General features: G+C 61.6%; 13 protein-coding genes. 2 read left to right on the plus strand and 11 right to left on the minus strand.

Features of this window, described 5'->3' with window-relative positions; all coding sequences use genetic code 11:
• Positions 1-36: 36 nt before the first annotated feature.
• From ACX9NZ_RS08155 to ACX9NZ_RS08205, 11 genes are all read right to left on the minus strand, one after another.
• Complete coding sequence (locus ACX9NZ_RS08155) at positions 37-837, minus strand: tyrosine-protein phosphatase (protein WP_118652195.1); 801 nt, start codon at positions 835-837, stop codon at positions 37-39.
• Between the two features lie 284 nt (positions 838-1,121).
• Positions 1,122-1,832 (minus strand): ABC-2 transporter permease, encoded by a 711-nt coding sequence (locus ACX9NZ_RS08160; RefSeq protein ID WP_407496952.1) that lies wholly within the window; start codon positions 1,830-1,832, stop codon positions 1,122-1,124.
• Complete coding sequence (locus ACX9NZ_RS08165; RefSeq protein ID WP_294123357.1) at positions 1,829-2,785, minus strand: ABC transporter ATP-binding protein; 957 nt, start codon at positions 2,783-2,785, stop codon at positions 1,829-1,831. Before ACX9NZ_RS08165 ends, ACX9NZ_RS08160 begins: the two co-directional genes overlap by 4 nt.
• Positions 2,786-2,787: 2 nt before the next feature.
• Positions 2,788-3,165 carry a GntR family transcriptional regulator gene (locus ACX9NZ_RS08170; protein ID WP_294123360.1) on the minus strand — a complete coding sequence of 126 codons (378 nt, stop codon included), beginning with the start codon at positions 3,163-3,165 and terminating at the stop codon, positions 2,788-2,790.
• A gap of 284 nt (positions 3,166-3,449) precedes the next feature.
• A complete protein-coding gene (locus tag ACX9NZ_RS08175; RefSeq protein WP_118652183.1) occupies positions 3,450-3,896 on the minus strand; it encodes a GatB/YqeY domain-containing protein in 447 nt (148 codons plus the stop codon).
• 9 nt (positions 3,897-3,905) lie between these two features.
• Positions 3,906-5,114, minus strand: coding sequence for a peptidylprolyl isomerase (locus ACX9NZ_RS08180; RefSeq protein ID WP_294123362.1), 1,209 nt, complete (start codon positions 5,112-5,114; stop codon positions 3,906-3,908).
• Positions 5,115-5,328: 214 nt separating this feature from the next.
• The gene (locus ACX9NZ_RS08185; RefSeq protein ID WP_407496955.1) at positions 5,329-10,245 is read right to left on the minus strand and encodes a discoidin domain-containing protein; all 4,917 of its coding nucleotides are present in this window, start codon (positions 10,243-10,245) and stop codon (positions 5,329-5,331) included.
• Positions 10,246-10,512: 267 nt separating this feature from the next.
• On the minus strand, positions 10,513-11,544 hold the full coding sequence (locus ACX9NZ_RS08190; RefSeq protein ID WP_407496999.1) for an IS1595 family transposase: 1,032 nt from the start codon (positions 11,542-11,544) through the stop codon (positions 10,513-10,515).
• A 378-nt stretch (positions 11,545-11,922) separates the two neighbouring features.
• Positions 11,923-12,579, minus strand: a complete 657-nt coding sequence (purN, locus tag ACX9NZ_RS08195; RefSeq protein ID WP_233546015.1) for a phosphoribosylglycinamide formyltransferase — start codon at positions 12,577-12,579, stop codon at positions 11,923-11,925.
• Positions 12,580-12,733: 154 nt separating this feature from the next.
• Positions 12,734-13,840 carry a phosphoribosylformylglycinamidine cyclo-ligase gene (purM, locus tag ACX9NZ_RS08200; protein WP_294123366.1) on the minus strand — a complete coding sequence of 369 codons (1,107 nt, stop codon included), beginning with the start codon at positions 13,838-13,840 and terminating at the stop codon, positions 12,734-12,736.
• Between the two features lie 260 nt (positions 13,841-14,100).
• Positions 14,101-15,750: an amidophosphoribosyltransferase gene (locus ACX9NZ_RS08205; RefSeq protein ID WP_118652171.1), complete on the minus strand. Its 1,650-nt coding sequence runs from the start codon at positions 15,748-15,750 to the stop codon at positions 14,101-14,103.
• A 279-nt stretch (positions 15,751-16,029) separates the two neighbouring features.
• Between ACX9NZ_RS08205 and ACX9NZ_RS08210 the strand changes: the two genes are divergently transcribed.
• Together ACX9NZ_RS08210 and ACX9NZ_RS08215 are read left to right on the plus strand one after the other, a co-directional pair.
• Positions 16,030-16,485 (plus strand): hypothetical protein, encoded by a 456-nt coding sequence (locus tag ACX9NZ_RS08210; RefSeq protein ID WP_118652168.1) that lies wholly within the window; start codon positions 16,030-16,032, stop codon positions 16,483-16,485.
• A gap of 14 nt (positions 16,486-16,499) precedes the next feature.
• On the plus strand, positions 16,500-17,960 hold the full coding sequence (locus ACX9NZ_RS08215) for a cysteine desulfurase family protein (protein WP_407496229.1): 1,461 nt from the start codon (positions 16,500-16,502) through the stop codon (positions 17,958-17,960).
• Positions 17,961-18,192: the final 232 nt, after the last annotated feature.

The raw sequence follows: 18,192 nt of genomic DNA on the forward strand, positions 1-18,192 counted from the left end.
GAACTTTCCGACACGCCGCACCCCCCCACGAAGCGATCACCCAAACCTCAGTCGATGCGCAATCCGGTCGAGCACGGCGACGGGAACCCCGGCGTGACCCTCCAGATACTCCCGGACCGTTCCGTAGCGCTCGTGCAGATGCTCAAGCGTCAATTCCATCTCGGCGGGAATCGCCTCGAACAGGCAACGAGGAGCGCGACGACACAAAAGTGCGGAAACAGCCACGCGCTGAGCACGCATCCCCCGCCCGAGATACCGCTGCGTAGCCGCATAGTCCGCAACGATGTCCTCATCCGAAACCCCAGCGAGTCCCAGCAGCAACATCGCCACAACGCCCGTCCGGTCTTTGCCCGCCCGACAATGAAACAGCGTGCAGCCATCCTGCCCAAAGGCGTCAATCGACTCCATCACGCGTCGGATGCTCGAAGCGTGATTGTCGAGCAGCCCCTTGTACACCGTCGACATGCGATCCGGCAGTGCGTCACGAAACTTTCCCGAATTGAGCTGGTCGAGCATCTGAACATGCACGTACGCCACACCGTCTCGGCCGCGGGCATAAGGATCGGGCCAATGACCAACCTCAAAATCGCTGCGCAAATCGACAACGCATTTCAGACCCTCTCCGTACTCCTGCAGATATTCATAGTCTCCAGGTGTCAATTTGCGAAGAGACGGGCCGCGAAGAAAGATGCCGTATGCCGTTTCCCCTTGCGAGCCGTCCTCCGCCCTATACGCACACCCGCCCAAATCGCGCACGTTTCTCACGCGGGCAAGCGGAAGCTGCTGGGGGCCGGCGGAATGAACTGCGGCATCGCGCCGCTCAGTTGCAATTTCCATATGTGCCAATCCACCTTGCGAATCGAAGCTCTCATACGCTGGATTTTTCCATGCGGTTTGTACACTACATCGTATCGCTCGGTGTTCGCCACTTGCTTACGCAACGTTTACGGCATCCCGCTCTGCCTCGAAATGCCCGAATCGCCAAAACAAAGGGGCGGATTCCATTGCACCCGCCCCGCTCTCTCAAATTGAAGATGGTCCCTGGATGAAGATGATCCCCGAATTGAACGTTTGGCGTTGGGGCAGTCCCCGAATTGAGACTGTTTGGCATTTGCGCACCCTTACAGGTCGCGCGCCTTATACACCCGCAGAGAGACCAGCGCGCTCACGATATAGCACACCACACCGGAGATCAAAGCGCCCATGGCAAACGACGTCAGGCCCTCAGGCGTTTCCGCGAACGAAAGCGCCTGTTGCATGGCCATAATGGCCTCCTCGCCCATGAAGCCGCCCACCATTAACGGCGCAACTCCCAAGAACATCATGATGAAGGGCAGCCACTGCGTCGCCTTGGTCTGGCCGAATTTGAAGAACACCGGCATGGACACCGATGCAATCACAAACCCCATGGCACTGCAGAACGCAAGGGCGAACACCCCCGCCCGAATCATATCCGCATCGAGGCGCACCATGTTGGCGACCACCTCGGGAAGCAGCGAAGCCCCGCCCATCCAGGACAGCAGGCACGCCGCTACGGAAACGAACAGCGACGCGATCAGCGTGCCCGCCAGCACGAACAGATAGCGACCCAACACCACATCTCTGCGCGGCACAGGCATGGTCAACCTAAACGCAGCCCAATCGTTTTGCTCGTCGTAATGACTCGCGCTATTTGACAGGCTGAACATCCCCATCATGAAAATGATGCCCGGCAACATGGAAGTGCTGCCCATGCCCACCGTGAAACACACCGCCATGAACAGGATGCTGAACGCCAGCTGCCTGAGGTATTGCCCAGACACCGTGAGCTCCATCTTGAGCATGCGCATCATCGCGCATCACCGCCTTTCTGGACGCCGTCACGCGGATGCAGGACCGTGCCCTTGAGGACGAGCGCCATGTAGTCGTCAATCGACACGCGGTCACATGGGATCTGCGGGAACGCGCGCATGAACTCAAAACGATCGGAAACGAGCAGGTCCACACCATAGTCGTGATGCAAAACGCGCACCTCCATAGGCGCCTGCGCGCTCGCCAGCACCTGCTCGACCTCCGCCGCACGGCACCGCGCCACTCCCATGAGGTCGCAGATTTCGTCCTTGTCGCAGGCAAACACGATACGCCCGTCATCGATGCACACCACCGTGTCGGCGATCTTGTCGAGATCGCTCGTGATATGGCTGCTCATCAGAATCGCATGCTGCGGGTTTCCCGCGGCATCCTCCACCGCCACAAACTCGCGCAGCATGTCGAGCACCTCATCGCGTGCCATGGGGTCGAGCCCGGCGGTCGCCTCGTCCAAGATGAGCACCTGCGGGTTGTGCGCCAGGGCGCAAGCCAAGCTCAACTTCATACCCATACCGCGAGACAGCTCTTTAATCGCCTTCCTCGAATCGAGCTTGAACCGGTGAAGATACTCTTCGAACACGCGCGCGTCCCAATTCCGATACGCGCGCTCCATAAGCTTGCCGACCTCGGCGATCTTGATATGCGGCGGCATCGAAACGGTGTCGAACACTACGCCGATGCGCTCCTTCACCGCGGCGTCGGCGCCGGACAGCCCGCGCGCATCGACACCCAAGATTCGGGCATCGCCCGCATCGATACCGATGATGCCGAGCAGGGCCTTGATGGTCGTTGATTTACCAGCGCCGTTCTGCCCGATAAAACCCACGATTTGCCCCGGTTCCACCGTGAGGGATACGCCCTGCAGTGTGAAGCCGTCGTAATGCTTGGTGATATTGCGAGCCTCGATAAGAGGCGCGCCCACTCGTGATGAAGTCATAGCTAGTCGTCACTCTCCAAAAGGGTCCTCATCATCTCGATGAGCTCCTCATCGCCCAAATCGAGCGCCCTGCCAGCTTCGATGGCCTGAAGCAGGCGCTCCTCGACCTCGCGGAGCCGCTCCTCGCGCAGCAGATCGGCGTTGCCGCCTGCCACGAAGCTGCCCTTGCCCTGCACCGTCTCGATGAACCCTTGCGTCTCCAAGTCCGCGTAGGCGCGCTTGGTCGTGATGGCGCTCACCCGCAGGCTATTCGCGAGCGCGCGAATCGAGGGCAACTGCTCGCCCGCCACCAGGTCGCCTGCCATGATCTGGCTTTTGACCTGTCGGACGATCTGCTCGTAGATGGGCTGGTTGCTCGAGTTCGAAATGATGATTTCCACGAATCAATGTTCCCTTCCCGTCTGCGCGTTGGGCGTCCCCGTCGCGCCACGGTCGCTCCCAGACGTCATGAGGCGACCACAACCGAGCATACTGTATATACTCGATAGTTACAGTATATACACACCTATACACAGTGCAAGCATTTTTTGAAGATACGGGTTGAGGGAAAAGCGCGGGATGCGCAGCCGCTTCAAAACAAAACGGGCAGCAGGACCTCCTCCTGCTGCCCGTGATGTGTAAAAAGGGGTCTGCCCCCATTTTGCACGTGCCCTTTTTACACGCGCTATGCCAGGCGGGCTCCCACCATCTGCGCGGCGGCGGGCTTGTCAAAGTTCCCGTTCGTCGCCTTGGTAAGCGCACCCATCACACGACCCATATCCTTCTTGGACTCCGCGCCGATCTCGGCGATAACCTGGTCAATCAGGGCCGCGAGCTCGTCGCCGGACACCTGAGCGGGCAGCAGGCTCTCGAGCACGGCCACCTGCTCGCGAAGGTTCTCGGTGCGCTCGGAGTTGTTGCCCGCCTTCTCAGACATCTCGAGTGTCTCGTTGGTCTGCTTGAGCGTGCGCTTGATCTGGGCGGTCGTCTCCTCCTCGGTGATCTCATGCGCCCCGCCGCGCGATGCGGCGTTCTTGAGCTCGCCCAGCACCAGACGGGTGACGCCCAAACGAACCTTATCCTTCGCCTTCATAGCGGCGACCATCTCGGCATGAAGCTCTTCGTACGTCATTACTATCCCCTACTCCTCGGAATCCGTGTCCTCGTCCGCTTTCGCCTTGCTCATATCGACGTTATACGGAGCATCCTCGGGCATCTCGTTAATCTTGATGTCGGCCTTGTCAATGTAATCATTCAGCCACGTGGAGTACTTCGCACTCTCCTCCTCGGTCTTGATCTTGCTCGAAATCGCATCACGGATAGCCTCGGGGATCTCGTCAGCGGAAGAAACGCTCTCGACGTTGAACTGATCGGTGCACAGGATGATGTGGTACCCGTAGGTCGTCTTTACCAGACCGCTCATCTGCCCCGTGGAGAGCGCGCTGAGCGCATCCTGATACTCGGTCACAAAGGTGGTGAGCTTATCCCAGCCCACGTCGCCACCGTCATCGGCGGATGAGTCCTCGGAGTACTCTTTCGCCGCATCGGCGAACTCGACCTCGCCGGCGTTCAGCTTGTCAAGCACCTCCTGAGCCTTGGCCTCAACCTCAGCGCTCTCTTCATCAGTTGCATCGTCGGCGACCTTGAACAGGATGTGGGACGAACGACGGGCATCGTTGTAGGTGTCGAGATTCTCATTGATGTAGGAGACGATCTGGTCGTCGGTGGGGTCCTCGACAGATGCGACCTTCTCACGCAGCTTCTCTTGAGCGAGCGAGCTCTTGGTGTTCTCCTGGTAGGTCTCTTTGGTGAACCCGAACTGGGTAATCATATCAACAAAGGTGTCCTCGTCGCCGCCGTAGTTTTCAACCGCCTCGTCCCAGGCCTCGTCAAGGTCATCTTGGGAGACGGTGATGTCGTACTCCTTCTCCGCCTGCGTGAGCAGGTACTGGCGGGCGATGGAATCGATGACGTTCTCGCGATAGCTCTCGGGCGTAAGCCCCTGTTGAGACAGGTACGTCGCCCAGTCTTCATCGCTCTCATACGAGCTCTGGCGCAGGCTCATGATCTGCTCGGTGACGGTGTCTTCCTTAATGTTGACGCCGTTCACGGTTGCCGCGACGCCACCCGTGAGCTTATAGTCCTCCTGGCTCTGCACCTGGTTGAGCACGCCGGAACACGCCATCGCACTCACGGAAAGCAACATGGCGGCGATGCCAATCACCACGAGCACAATCTTGCCTGCTTTGGAAAGCTTTTCCTTGCGCGCCTGCTTCACCTGCTTTTTGCTTGGCGCCGCCTCGGGCACCGGGTCGCGCTTGATCTTGGCGCTTCGTTTACTCACTGCCATTTGAGGTCTTCTTTCGTAGCTCTGTATGGTTCGTCGCTTGGGCGACGAGTCCCGTGTTCACACATTTGGTTATTGTCTCACACGCACTTTTAGATGCGGATGGTATTCGAGCATTCCCACACACTTCCCTTTACGGGGCCCTCAGCACACAAGGCACGGGGCCCTCCGCATGCGCAGAGAGCCCCGTGCCACCAAGGGAGTGCGGGGGACGACGCTAGCGCGTCTTGCGGCTGTGGGCAATCATGACCGCACCTGCCGCAACTGCGATGACGGCAGCTGCGCCCACACCCACCACCAGGAGCATGGAATTGTCTCCGGTGGTCGGCAGTCCGCCGTTGGGCTTGTTCGCGCCAGGCTCATCGGAAGGATCATCGGGCGTCTCGGGAGCAACGGGAGCATCCCCGTCCTCGACCCACTTGGCCGTGAGCATAAGGTCGCTCGTGACCGGCGTGTCGAAGTCCCACTTGTTCTTCCAACCGCCCTTATAGCCATCGGTGAACCAGCCGTCGAACAGATATCCGGCAAGCTCGGGCATGGGCTGAACGGGGACCTTGTCACCCCTCTTGACCACGATTACACGATCCTCATGTCCGGGAATGCGATCGTCGAAGGTGACGGTGAACTCGTCCTCGTCGGGATCGGCTGTCTTCTCGTCAAGACGCAGAGACTCAATTGCCTGAGCGAGCTCGCCCTTGAGTGCGAAGACGGAGTTGACGTCGCCGCTCTGATCGGCAATGACCTTCTCGGCCTCGGCGATCTTGGCCTGCAAGGCATCCCATGTCTCGGCCGTGAAGGCATCGTGCTCGCACGAACCGTCCTTCTGAATGGCCTTCGCGGCGTCAACCAGCGTCTGCAGGGTCGTGTAGTCGGGCGCGGCGGCCGCATCGAGCAGACGAATCTCGGCGGCGGCGGCATTACCGTTGGAGCCCTTAACCCACACGAGCTTGACGTTCTTCACGTTATCTTGGCGATCGAACTCGATGGCGATGGGGTCGGTTCCGGAGACCTTGAGGTCGCCTTCCTTCACCTTCTTGTAGCTTGTGCCGTCGGTGCTCACCTCGATACGGTACTTCTGGATGTTACCGTTTGCGCCGGTCTGACGCGGTGTGTAGACGACACCTTCAACGCTCATAGGCGTTTTGGACTTGAGATCCAGCCAGTGTTCGCCGGTCGTGATAGTCCAATCGCTGTGCCACATGGACGAAAGGTTGCCGTCGAGCACGTTCTTGGGATCGGAGCCATCCTTCTGATAATCAGAGGCCGTGGCTTCGAGCTGGGCGGGGTCGATAAAGTTGAGGTCACCTCCCGTCTTGAGCTCAAGGGCGTCTAGCGCGCTCACGATGGCATTCTCATACGAATCGACGGTGGACTGCATGCTCGCAGGCAGGTTCTCGCGGATCTGAGCCCATGCGGCCTGAACGCGCGCGACGGATGCGTCGGTAAAGAGCTCGTTCAACAGTGCTACGGCGTCACCGTCAAGCTGAAGCTGCGCGTAGGCGTCAAGGCGGCAGTAGTCGGCCGTCTTGTAGGAGGGGTTACCCTCCTCGTCGGCGAGAAGCGCGTTGATCTGCGCGGCCAGGCTATCGATGTCGGACTTGGCCGGATTGGCGTTCAAGAACAGGGCATATACCTGGTCAAGAAGGTCGCGCAGGCCAGGAACATCCTGCTCGGCAAGAACCTTCTCGGCGGTGATGACCGCGTAATCGAGAGGCATCGTCGAAGCAAACTCGCCAGCCTTGGAGATGCGCACATCGTCCACATAACCCTCAAAGGCGTTCGTGGCAGAGCCCAGCGTATTGACCGGGAGCATGCACGTGGCCTTGAGCTTGCCGCGGCTACCGTTACCGGTCGAGCCGATAGTCTCTACTTTCTCGCCGTTGACATACAGCGTAGTGACTTCGAACTCGTTCTTGAACTCAAGCTCAACCCACTCGTCGACCGGCAGGGTGTAGTTGAAGGAGTAATCGCGGTTCTCGCGGGTGATGCCGACCTTGCCGGTGTCCTTCTGAACCGCCTTGATAGCACCGTACTCGGACTCGAACAGAACCTGCTCGTCAGTCGACGCGCTCGTACGCTTAACCTTCACGCGCAGATCGCTGCCCAAACCGAGGGTGGTAAGGGCGTCGTCCTTGACGGACACGTAGGATTCGCCGCCGTTGAGCTTGAGGGCACTGCGGCCGTCAACCTTCTCAATCTTGGCGTTCTCGCCCTCGACAAGGTCGCGTTTCAGGCCAGAGGCGTCCGACAAGTCGTCCATGTTCCACTGAGCGATGGTGCCATCCTCGGTAGTTGCGACGTCGTAACCAAAGTTGCTACCGGGGGCGTCACCGAGCTTGGCAACGATCTCCTTGGCGGCAGCGGTATCAATCGAGCCGCTCTTGCCCCAACTGTTGGCACCGAACAGACCAGCGGAGCGGTTGATGCGGTCATAGATGTCATACTCGGACATGCCGTTTTCCTGGTTGTCGCACATGTCGTTCCAGACGGCAAATGCACCACCGATCATCTGCGGATCGCCAGCGGGAACAGAGTACCCACTAATGCTGTTCAGTCCGTCGGTGTAAGCAGCATCGCCCAGGTAGTCGTAGTAGTACGTTGCATTCGGAACGACGTAGAAGACACCGTCCTGACAGTCGATAAGCTCGAAGCCCAAATCGTACATCTGCTTAAGATCGGCCCAACCAGGGTTCCAAAGATTCATCTGGCGGCGCTGGCCAGACTCGGAGATGCCGCTGACATTAACTGTACCCTTGATGCTCGTGAGGGAACCCCACACACGAGCAGTCTTTCCGTTCCCTTCGGCATACTTGAACATATCGTTCACGAACGTGCGGTATGCGTTGCCGTCGGCACTGTACTCATCCGCGCCAATATGAATGACATCTGAGCCGGCGAAAACGGCATTTTCGCCACCCTTCACGTACTCGTCAAAGATGCTCTGGACGAACTTGAGGCTATCGTTATACAGCGTAGTGAGATTGAGATGGTCGTTCTGGCGTCCATCGGTGCCGTGACGCAGGTCGGGACGCACCTTGGTCAGCGCCAGCGAATGCGCCGGGGTATCGATCTCGGGAATGATGTTCACGCCAAGCGCCTTGGAGTGCTCGATGTACTCCTTGAAGTCGGCCTTGGTGTACCACACGTCGGTGGAGGTGAGGTCGGCCTGGTTCTTGCCGTCGTTGCCGCCCTTCTTGATGTCGGACTCAAGACGGAAGCCAGAGTACGCCTGGAAGACATCCTTCCCCGCTTTGGTGTACTCCTCGAGCGGAATATAGTTGTCGTTCAGGTGAATCTGGAAGTCGTTCAGCTTGAACCATGCCATCTGCTCGGTCATCTGCTTGAGCCAGTCGAGCGTGAAGGTCTTTCGACCCACGTCGAGGATGAGACCGCGCACCTTGTAGAGGGGGTAGTCGCGGGTGGTGCCCACCGGGAAGGTGGAGTTGCCCGTCTTCATACCCTGGAGGATGGTCTTGCCGCCCCAGTTGGCGCCCGCCACGGCCTCGGCCTTGACGGTGATGCTGTTGGCGCTCGCCTCGAGCAGGTAGCCCTCATCCTTGAGGCCCCGAGCCTTGTCGGCGCCGAGCGTGAAGAAGATGTCGCCAGCTTGGGCTGCGGTGCCCTGGACCACCTCGAGCTTAACGCCCGTGATGATTTGGAAATCCGCGGCAAAGTCCTCGGCCATGACCTTGAGCGAGTCCTGACCGTACACTACGCGCTTGGCGGCAGATGCGGCGAACTGTCCCTCGCCACCAACCCACTCGCGGAGCTCAGGCAGAATCTGCGGCGCGGCATTAGCCTCGGCCTTGGCGGTCATGCTGCCGGGGACCTTGACGTCGAACTCCTTGAACGCGTAGTCCGTGTTGTCCTTGGTGTTCTCGATCTTGAAGGAGGCCTTGACGGTCACGTCGGAGATCGGACGGTAGATGGTGCCATTCAGATCGATGACCTGCTCGTAGTCGGTGCCGTTGTACTTGATCTTGTAGCCCTCGGGAACGTCTTCAGGCAGGGTATAGGAGAGCGTCTTGGTGTCGGCAGTGACCTCGGCGACCTTGATGTCGTTGAGGTAGTCCGCAGGCTGCTTCTCGGGCGCAGCGGGCACTTGGTTCCATGCCTCGAACTCCATGCAGGAGACACCATACCCTGTGCTCATACCGGTGACGCGCAGTAGGAGGTAACGACCGGTCGCAGGAGTCTTCAGGGTAATCTCATTGAGACCCTTAGTGTTGTTCTGCTCATTGACAACCGGGGCGCCCCAGCTCTGGTAGTTGTCGCCCTCGGCGTTCCAGACGCTTTCATCGTTGGAGACGTACACCTCGAACTTGGTTGCGTAGTTGGAGGCATCTTCCCACTGGATGTTGAAGTGCTTGATGGTTTCTTCCTTACCCAGATCAACGCGCAGCCACTGGGTCGGCGCGGTCTCGGTCATCCAGCGATCGTTGCTCTTGCTCTCCTTCTTGCCATCGACTGCACGGGCACCGTTCTTGTTGTGGTAGTCCTTGCTGGCCTTGGTGGCCTTCTTGAGTGCGAGGTTGGTTGCCTCGGTAGTCGGCTCATCAGGCGTCTCTGTCTGCTTGTCGGCATATACCTCGAGCTCGTAAATGGAGACCGCATCCCAATCGACGGCATCGCCATACGGGTCATTGCCCGTGAAGCCGGTGATCAGAAGCCGAACATAGCGCGCAGACGTCGTATCGAAATTGATGACGCTCGTCTTGTCCTTGGGGCGCTCGGTCGTCGTATAGACGTCCTTCCAAGTCCACTTGGTCGAGTCGTTATCCTTTGCATCTTCGGCCTTCGCGACCTGGATCTTGAATCCCGTGGCCTTGCGGGCCTCCCAGTAGACCTTTGCGGACGAGACCTTCTCGTCCTTGCCCAGATCAACGTAAATCCAATGCTCGCCATGGCTGGCGTCAACCGCACTACCCCAACGAGACGACTTCGAAGTCGTGTCGCCATCGGTCGCGTTCTTCGCCTTAACCGAATCGGCCTCTTGGCTGTCGGCAACGGCGTTTTTGTTCAGCGCCAAGTTGCCTTCGGCGGCGTACACCTTCTGCGCAGGCAGGAGCATCGTCGCGGCACACAGCGCCGAAAGGCACCACGCGACGACTCCTCCCCAGCGTAGCTTCTTCATACGCATCCCCTTCCGTTTGCGTATCCCCGTCTCGGCAAGGAACCTTACCGGCTGGCGTCCGAGCGCCAATCCGCAGCAACCAACGCCTTGCCGATCCATGGGCATCCCCAACATAGATTGCTTCACTGTACGGATTCACGTTGGTGCGCGTGAAGGAGAAATCCACTCGGATTATGCATCTTCTATTCGATTTTATTCATTTTCTATTGGTTTTTTCAGAAAGATACCAGCTTTGTTGTTATGCATATACAAATGTGCATACCGCTATTAGACCAATTTGGATACGTCGGACTCGTCCCGTGACTCCCAGAAGTCCCAGAACGGCTGCGGCTCCTCCTCGAGGTCCCGGCGCGTCGACTCGTACGAGCCGTTCGCCACGTGGGAGCGAAGCATCGCCTCCCGCGAGGCGTCCGAGCGCCTGACCTGCTCCTCCCAGCAGAACCACCACAGGTACCTCTGCAGGCGCCGGGTCGAGACGCCCCTGAACCTCCAGAGGAAGCCGCGCAGCCGCTCGTGCAGCGCGTTGACCATGCCGAGCTCGTCCTCGCCCGCGTCTGCCGCGCCGTAGCGGTTGTGCGACGCCGCGCCCGCCTCGGAGAGCGGCGCGGCGTACGAGGAGTGCATGTCGGTGGACACCTCCGAGCCCGCCACGCACGCGGGCGCCAGCCCCGCGCGGATCTGCTCGGCGCCGGGGCGGCCGCGCGCGGCGAGGACCGCGGTGCAGTCGCCCAGGTCGTTGACGACGGTGACGACGGCGACCTTCAGCGACGATATGCCGCGGGAGCGCACCCCGTGCCCGTTGGCGTGCGGCTCCCTCGGCATCCCGGACCTCCTGCCCGAGAACGACTCGTTCAGGTACAGCTCGTCGGCCTGCGCGGACACCCCGTCGCCGCCGCGCATCGGCTGGAGCTGCGAGCGCATCACCTCGAGGGCCCTCATCCTCATGAACCAGCTGGTCTTGACGCACACGCCGCAGCGCGCGGCGAGGCGCGCCAGGCTCTCGCCGGCGGCCATCCCCTCGACGTAGGAGGCCCAGGTGGCGGCGGGGAGCTTGGAGAGCGCGAGCACGCGCCCGGTCGACGCCGAGAACGACCTCCCGCAGCCGCGGCACAGCCAGCGCTGGGAGCCGCCGGCGCCGCGCCCGCGCCTGACGACGCGGGCGCACCCGCACCTCGGGCACGCGTCCGGCCAGGCTCCCGGCGAGCCGCCGGCCAGCGCCGACAGGATCGAGGCCTTCAGGTCGGCGACGAGCCTCTCCATGCCCTCGACGCCCAGGGACCGTGCCCCCTGTAGTATCATGTCGTACAACGCGCGCTCCTTCTCCGATGGGTTTGTCTGGCGACTTCCATCTTAGAGGGGCGCGCGGACACGTTTAGGGGGTCACCCGTATCCAACTTGGTCTAATAGCGGTATGTGCATTTGACACTGAGGGTCTTTCGCCCCCCAATTGTTTAACCCACTAGACAGGAAGGCATTCTAGGGGCTTTCTTCCGATTTTTCTGATTCCCGCCACATTTATGTGAAATGGCAGACGGACGGAATACATCGGTAAACGGCGCACCTTATGGAAGAGCGGTGCTTCAGAAGGAAGCGAGAAGAGAGCTCGAAGGGTCGACCATGGCGAGTTGCAAATAACGCGCGCCGGATAAGACACCGGCGCGCGCTTCTCGTACACGACTAACGCACTTCGACCGTAAGGTTCTCCCGCACGTGGACACGACCATCGGCGAGCATTTGCACCACCTCGGGATACAAAACATGCTCGATGGCGTGGATGTGCTCTTCGAGGGTATCGACGTCCCAGCCCTCCTCGACCACGAGCGCACGCTGGGCGATGATCGGGCCCATATCGTACACCGCGTTGGCAATGTGCACCGTAACGCCCGTCACCTTGACACCGCGATCGAACGCGTCCTGGATACCATGGGCACCCTGGAAACTGGGAAGTAGGGCGGGGTGGATGTTGATCACTCGATCAGGGAACGTGACGAGCAGTGGTGCATGCACCATGCGCATATAGCCCGCCATGATCACGTATTCGCAACCGGCAGCCAGAAGCTCGTGCGCGATGACTTCATCCGCCTGGATGGGGTCGGCATAGGTCTCCTTGGAGAGCGTGAGGGTCTGAATACCCGCAGCCTCGGCGCGCTTGAGGCCGTACGCGGAAGGACGACTCGCCACCACGAGCTTGATCTCCGCGTTGAGCTCGCCGGCATCGATTGCGTCAATAAGCGCCTGGAGGTTGGTGCCCGAGCCCGAGAGCAGCACACCAATGGGCAACGGGGCACGGTCCGCCTGGTCCTGCGCGGCGCGTTCGTCTTGCAGCTCGTTGATACCGGGTCGCGCATGCGAAGCGGCGGTATTTCCGGCATCCACTTCGCGCTCTGCGGCATCGCCAAAAAACACGTCGCTCGGAAGCGCCTCGGGGGCGAGGGCCGCCTCCTCGATGAGGCGACGGTACTCGTCGGCGGCCGCCTGGGCCTCGTCCCTACTGCTCATCTGCGTACTTCACCTCGCCGGAGCCCGCAACGCAGGTGCCCACGCGGAAGGGCTTCTCGCCCATGGCGACGAGGGCCTCGGTGACTGCGGCCTCATCCTCGGCAGAGACGATGAGCATCAGGCCGACGCCCATGTTGAAGGTCTTGCAGGCCTCGTTGGGCGCGAGCTCCGCATGCTCGGAGATGTAAGTGATGACCGGCGGGACGGCCCAACCCATCTTGGCACCGTCGCGCAGCACGAGGGCGTCAACGTCCTTGGGCAGGGCGCGGTTAAGGTTCTCGGTGATGCCGCCGCCGGTGATGTGGGCGATGGCGTGCACATGCTTGCCGGCCTCGCCGCGGAGCAGCTCGAGGATGGGCTTGACGTAAATGCGGGTGGGAGCCAGCAGCGCGTCGGCGAGGAGGACGCCGGGCGCGACCTCGATGGTCTCGAGCTCAGCCTTCTTGGCCTCTGCCTCGGGCGTGCCCGGCACGATGCCGTCGACGCCGATGACCTTGCGCACGAGCGAGTAGCCGTTGGAGTGGACACCCGTGGACGGCAAGCCGATGATGACATCGCCCTCGCGCACGTTGGCGGGATCGATCATCTTGGGGCGGTCGACGACGCCGACGGTGAAGCCAGCGAGGTCGTAGTCGTCCGGACGCATGACGCCGGGGTGCTCGGCCATCTCTCCGCCCACGAGCGCGCAGCCCGCGAGCTTGCAGCCATCGGCGACGCCCTTGACGATCTTGGCCATGTGCTCAGCCTCGATGTGGCCGATGGCGACATAGTCGAGGAAGAACAGGGGCTCGGCGCCGGAGGCGAGGATGTCGTTCACGCACATGGCGACAAGATCCTGGCCCACAGTCTCGTGACGGTCGAGGATCTGGGCGAGCACGAGCTTGGTGCCCACGCCGTCCGTGCCGGAGATGAGGATCGGATCCTCCATGTCCTTGAGCGCCGCGGCGGAGAATAGGCCGCCAAAGCCGCCGATACCGCCAATGACCTCGGGGCGGTTGGTCTGCGCGACCATCTGCTTGATCGCATCGACCGCGCGGCCGCCCTCGGCGGTGTCGACGCCGGCGTCCTCGTACGTAACGTGCTTGCTCTCGGCCATGTGAGGTTCCTTTCGACCCAGGGAATTCCTAGTACAGCATGATAGCAGGGCACAGCCCGCATCGACCAAACCCCTCAATTGGGAGCGGATGCGGCCAGTCGCGGGCGCCTCGTTGCAGGGCCGCGCGTGTAACGTCGAAAAAATCGCGATTGAAGCGCGTCATTTTCGACGTTACACGCGCGCACCCGTTCTATTCGCATTACGCGTGACGCGTGCCAAAGGGACACGTCCCCAATTGGCACGCGACGGCACGCCTCGTCTTAGCCCTCGTGCGCCTCTTCCCAGCTGCGGTCCTCGGCCTTATCAACAACGCACGTCTCGGTCACGAGCTCGGGCTTGGTCAGGTTGCGCGGCACGTATCCCTTGATGAACTTCTCGCGACCGAAGCTCTCGGGAATCGCGACCGGATACTCACCGGTGAAGCAAGCGGTGCAGTAACCCGCCTTGGGTACGCATTCGAGCAAAGCGTCCACAGACAAGAATGCGAGCGTGTCGGCGCCGATGAACTCGCAGACCTCCTCGACCGACTTGGTCGCGGAGATGAGCTGGCTCTGCTCGCCGGTGTCCACGCCGTAGAAGCACGGCCAGATATCCTCCGGGCAGTTGATGCGGATGTGAATCTCCTTGGCGCCCGCCTGGCGCAGCATGCGGACAAGCTGGACCATGGTGGTGCCGCGCACGATCGAGTCGTCCACGACAACGATGCGCTTGCCCTCGATCACATCGCGCAGAGGATTGAGCTTGAGGCGCACGCCCATGGCTCGCAGCTCCTGCGTGGGCTCAATGAACGTGCGGGCAACGTAGCGGTTCTTGATAAGGCCGGTGCCGTAGGGGATGCCGCTCTCGAAGGCGTATCCCTCGGCGGAGGGCAGGCCGGAGTCGGGCGTGCCGATGACCATGTCGGCTTCAACGGGGCACTCGAGCGCCAGTTTGCGACCCATATCGTAGCGGCAGGCATAGATGGACTTGCCATCCACGATGGAATCGGGACGGGCGAAGTACACCTGCTCGAAGATGCAGTGGGCGCTCTTCTCGGCGGCAGGGACACCCTGCTCGGACACGAGACCCTCGGCGCTGATGCGCAAGATCTCGCCGGGACGGATATCGCGCACGTACTCGGCGCCGATGATGTCGAGCGCGCAGGTCTCGGAGGCAACGACCCAGCCTGCGGTGGAGGCGAGCACCTCATCGCCCACCAAGTCCTCGGCGGACGCGGCATCACTCGGCAGCGCGGAGGCCGCGGCGGCGGCATCGGCGGCGGCGAGGCCCTCGTCGCTGGTCAGACGGCCGAGCACCAGCGGACGAACACCGTGCGGATCGCGGAAGGCGTACAGTGCCTCCTCGTTGATAAGCGCCATGGCGTAGCCGCCGCGAATGAGCTCCATCGTCTTGCGGATACCCTCGCGCAGGTGATGCGTCTCCTGCGTGAAGTAGCCGATGAGCTTGACTGCGACCTCGGAGTCGGAATTTGAGTTGAAGGGAACGCCGAGCTCGATGAGCTGACGGCGCAGCTCGTCGGTGTTGACAAGGGTGCCATTATGGGCAAGGGCGACGATGACCTCCCCGATAGTGGCAAGGTGGGGCTGCGATGCCTCCCAACTCTTAGCGCCGGCGGTGCCGTAGCGCACGTGACCCACAGCGAGCTGACCGGGCAGCGAGCAAATGTCGGCGTTGGAGAAAACGCGGCTCACCAGGCCCAGGTCCTTGCGGACCATGACGGTTCCGCCATCGCCCACGGCGATGCCGGCGGATTCCTGGCCGCGGTGCTGCAGAGCGCGCAGGCCGAAATAGGTGAGACGGGCGACGTCGCGGTCGGGCGCCCAAACGCCGAACACGCCGCACTCGTCGTGCGGATGATCGGTGTCGGAATCGAACGCGGTGAATTCGGACAGGTTGGTGTCGAGAGACATGCGGCTTCCCCTCTGGATACCATGCGCGGTCATACGTTGGGAATTATACGCTCGCAAAGCGTTCTGCCTGCGCGCACGCCGAAACGACATGGCTTCGCGACTCAAATCCCATTCATTCAAATCCCATTCATGGCCTCAATTTAGCGCCTGTCCCTCAATTGAGGTCGCGGCGGTATGGTGAAACGGGGCGTTTTGGAACGAACAGCGGCACCACGGGCGCACTCCCGCATGATTCACCATACAATGGCGGTATTACACCCGCTATCCCACGAGGTGGACATGGACGAGCAGAACGCACCGCGCCCAACGGCAGTCCCGCGCGGAGTCTCCGAGGGCACGCACCAGCGACCCGGTCGCAAGCACATGGGCATCGCAACCAGCGACCCCACCTATCTGCCGCCCGTCGACAACCCTCGAGCACCTGCAAGCAATCGCGCGACGCACATACCCAGACGCAAGGCATCGCTTGGAAAGGGTGGTTCCGCCCAGGCGAGTGGCGGCACGGCACGCACGGGCGGATACATCCCGCCGAGCACTCCCACGCTGCAGGTTCGCGGGCGCGGCGGCGAGCAGGGCCTCGGCCAGCCGAGCAGCTATATTTCTCAGCCTAAAAAAGGGCGATCCATCTTCGTGTCCCGGCATGATCGCGCACGCAAACGCGTGCAGCTCCTCCTGCTCATCTTGATACTTGCCGCCATCGCCCTCGCCCTGTTCTGGTTCTTCGTTCTTCGATAGCGCCATTGACCGCCATGACCAACGCCAACGAACCCTATGTGTACGCCGACAGTGCGGCAACCACACCGCTCTCGCCCCGTGCGCTTGAGGCGATGATGCCGTACCTGACCACGAAGTTCGGCAACCCAAGCGGGATCCATCGCATGGCGCGCGAGACGGCCAGCGCGCTCGACGGAGCACGCAACGACATGGCGCGCCTCCTTGGGGCGGCGAACGCGTCGGACATCTACTTCACGAGCGGCGGATCCGAGTCGGACAACTGGATACTACGCGGCGCCGTGCAGCGCTACCGGGACCTCTACGGAGCGGCTACGCCCGTTCGGATTGTCACGAGCGCCATCGAGCACCATGCGATCCTCCACTGCTGCGAGGCGCTCGAGCGGGAAGGCGTCCAGGTGACGTACCTGCCCGTTGATCGCCAGGGGCTCGTGCACGCCGAGGACCTCGAAGAGGCACTCACCGCCAACGAACGCGCCGCCGCATGCGGTATCGAGGCTCCCGGATTCGCCGCGGCTCCCGGGCACATCACTGCCTCCGCGGGTGGCGATGCCCCTGGACTCGCCACCCCGCCCGCCACTGCCTTGGTCTCGATCATGCTTGCGAACAACGAGGTCGGCACCATCGAACCCATCCGCGAGCTCGCCGCCGTTGCCCACGCCCACGGTGCTCCCTTCCACACCGATGCGGTGCAGGCCGTGGGGCACATCCCCGTCGACGTACAAGAACTGGGCATCGACGCCCTTTCGCTCTCCGCGCACAAGTTCCACGGCCCACGTGGCGTTGGGGCGCTCTATCTGCGCAAGGGCTTCTCCATTCCACCGCTCATCACCGGCGGGGCCCAGGAACGCGGTGAGCGCGCCGGTACCGAGAACGTCGCAGGCATCGTGGGCATGGTCACCGCCCTCGAGGAAGCGTGCGAAACGCTCCGGTCCGACATCCTGCGCATCTCATCCTTACGCAATGAGCTCATTCGCCACCTTCTCGGCGAGGTCGAGGACATGGCCCTCACCGGCACGCCAATCAAATACGCCTCAGCCGATGGCACGAAAACCCCGTGCACCCCGGCCTGCGATGCGTCAGCTCTCCCGGACCGCAATGCACCAGTCTCCCGCGCCACAGATGGCGGCGCGACCGGTGAACCCAGCGCTGCCTCCGACGGAGAGGCCCTAGACCGCTCTCCCTCAATCGGCCGTCTCCCCTCGATCGCATCCTTCACCTGCGACGACGTTGACGGCGAGCTCCTCGTGGTCCTGCTCGACCGGGCAGGCGTCGCGGCGGCAACCGGTTCTGCCTGTTCCACCGGCTCAACCGAACCTTCGCACGTACTCACTGCCATGGGGATTCCCGCGCAGTGCGCCCGCGGTGCGCTGCGCCTTTCGCTCGCGAGCGACATCACCGCCGAGGACGTCACCCTCCTCAGCAAGCGTATCCCCGCCTGCATCCGCAAAGCGCGCCTCATCAGCTCCATACGGTAAAGGGCGGTGGTCGAAAGCGCGGTTGCCGAACGGGCAGCTGTCGGACGACGGCCCTCCGTCCATCAGCTCGCCCATCAACCCGCTCTCATCATCGGGCTTCACAGCCCCTCGCGATCGGCATGGCCACGCCGACCGCCAAGTTCGATGAGGTTTTTCGTATCAATTTTGCAATTCCGCGAGTACAAGGTAATTTCAGCTGAGTCCGACCTGCGTTTTTCATTGCAAACCATGT

It is taken from the genome of Collinsella sp. BM28, assembly GCF_054551995.1.

What these genes read in the sequence shown, in the direction of transcription:
- ACX9NZ_RS08185 (WP_407496955.1), bottom strand. Translation starts at nt 10,245, where the DNA reads ATGAAGAAGCTACGCTGGGGAGGAGTCGTCGCGTGGTGCCTTTCGGCG.
- ACX9NZ_RS08205 (WP_118652171.1), bottom strand. Translation starts at nt 15,750, where the DNA reads ATGTCTCTCGACACCAACCTGTCCGAATTCACCGCGTTCGATTCCGAC.
- ACX9NZ_RS08160 (WP_407496952.1), bottom strand. Translation starts at nt 1,832, where the DNA reads ATGATGCGCATGCTCAAGATGGAGCTCACGGTGTCTGGGCAATACCTC.
- ACX9NZ_RS08180 (WP_294123362.1), bottom strand. Translation starts at nt 5,114, where the DNA reads ATGGCAGTGAGTAAACGAAGCGCCAAGATCAAGCGCGACCCGGTGCCC.
- ACX9NZ_RS08175 (WP_118652183.1), bottom strand. Translation starts at nt 3,896, where the DNA reads ATGACGTACGAAGAGCTTCATGCCGAGATGGTCGCCGCTATGAAGGCG.
- ACX9NZ_RS08165 (WP_294123357.1), bottom strand. Translation starts at nt 2,785, where the DNA reads ATGACTTCATCACGAGTGGGCGCGCCTCTTATCGAGGCTCGCAATATC.
- purM (WP_294123366.1), bottom strand. Translation starts at nt 13,840, where the DNA reads ATGGCCGAGAGCAAGCACGTTACGTACGAGGACGCCGGCGTCGACACC.
- ACX9NZ_RS08190 (WP_407496999.1), bottom strand. Translation starts at nt 11,544, where the DNA reads ATGATACTACAGGGGGCACGGTCCCTGGGCGTCGAGGGCATGGAGAGG.
- ACX9NZ_RS08210 (WP_118652168.1), top strand. Translation starts at nt 16,030, where the DNA reads ATGGACGAGCAGAACGCACCGCGCCCAACGGCAGTCCCGCGCGGAGTC.
- ACX9NZ_RS08155 (WP_118652195.1), bottom strand. Translation starts at nt 837, where the DNA reads ATGGAAATTGCAACTGAGCGGCGCGATGCCGCAGTTCATTCCGCCGGC.
- ACX9NZ_RS08215 (WP_407496229.1), top strand. Translation starts at nt 16,500, where the DNA reads ATGACCAACGCCAACGAACCCTATGTGTACGCCGACAGTGCGGCAACC.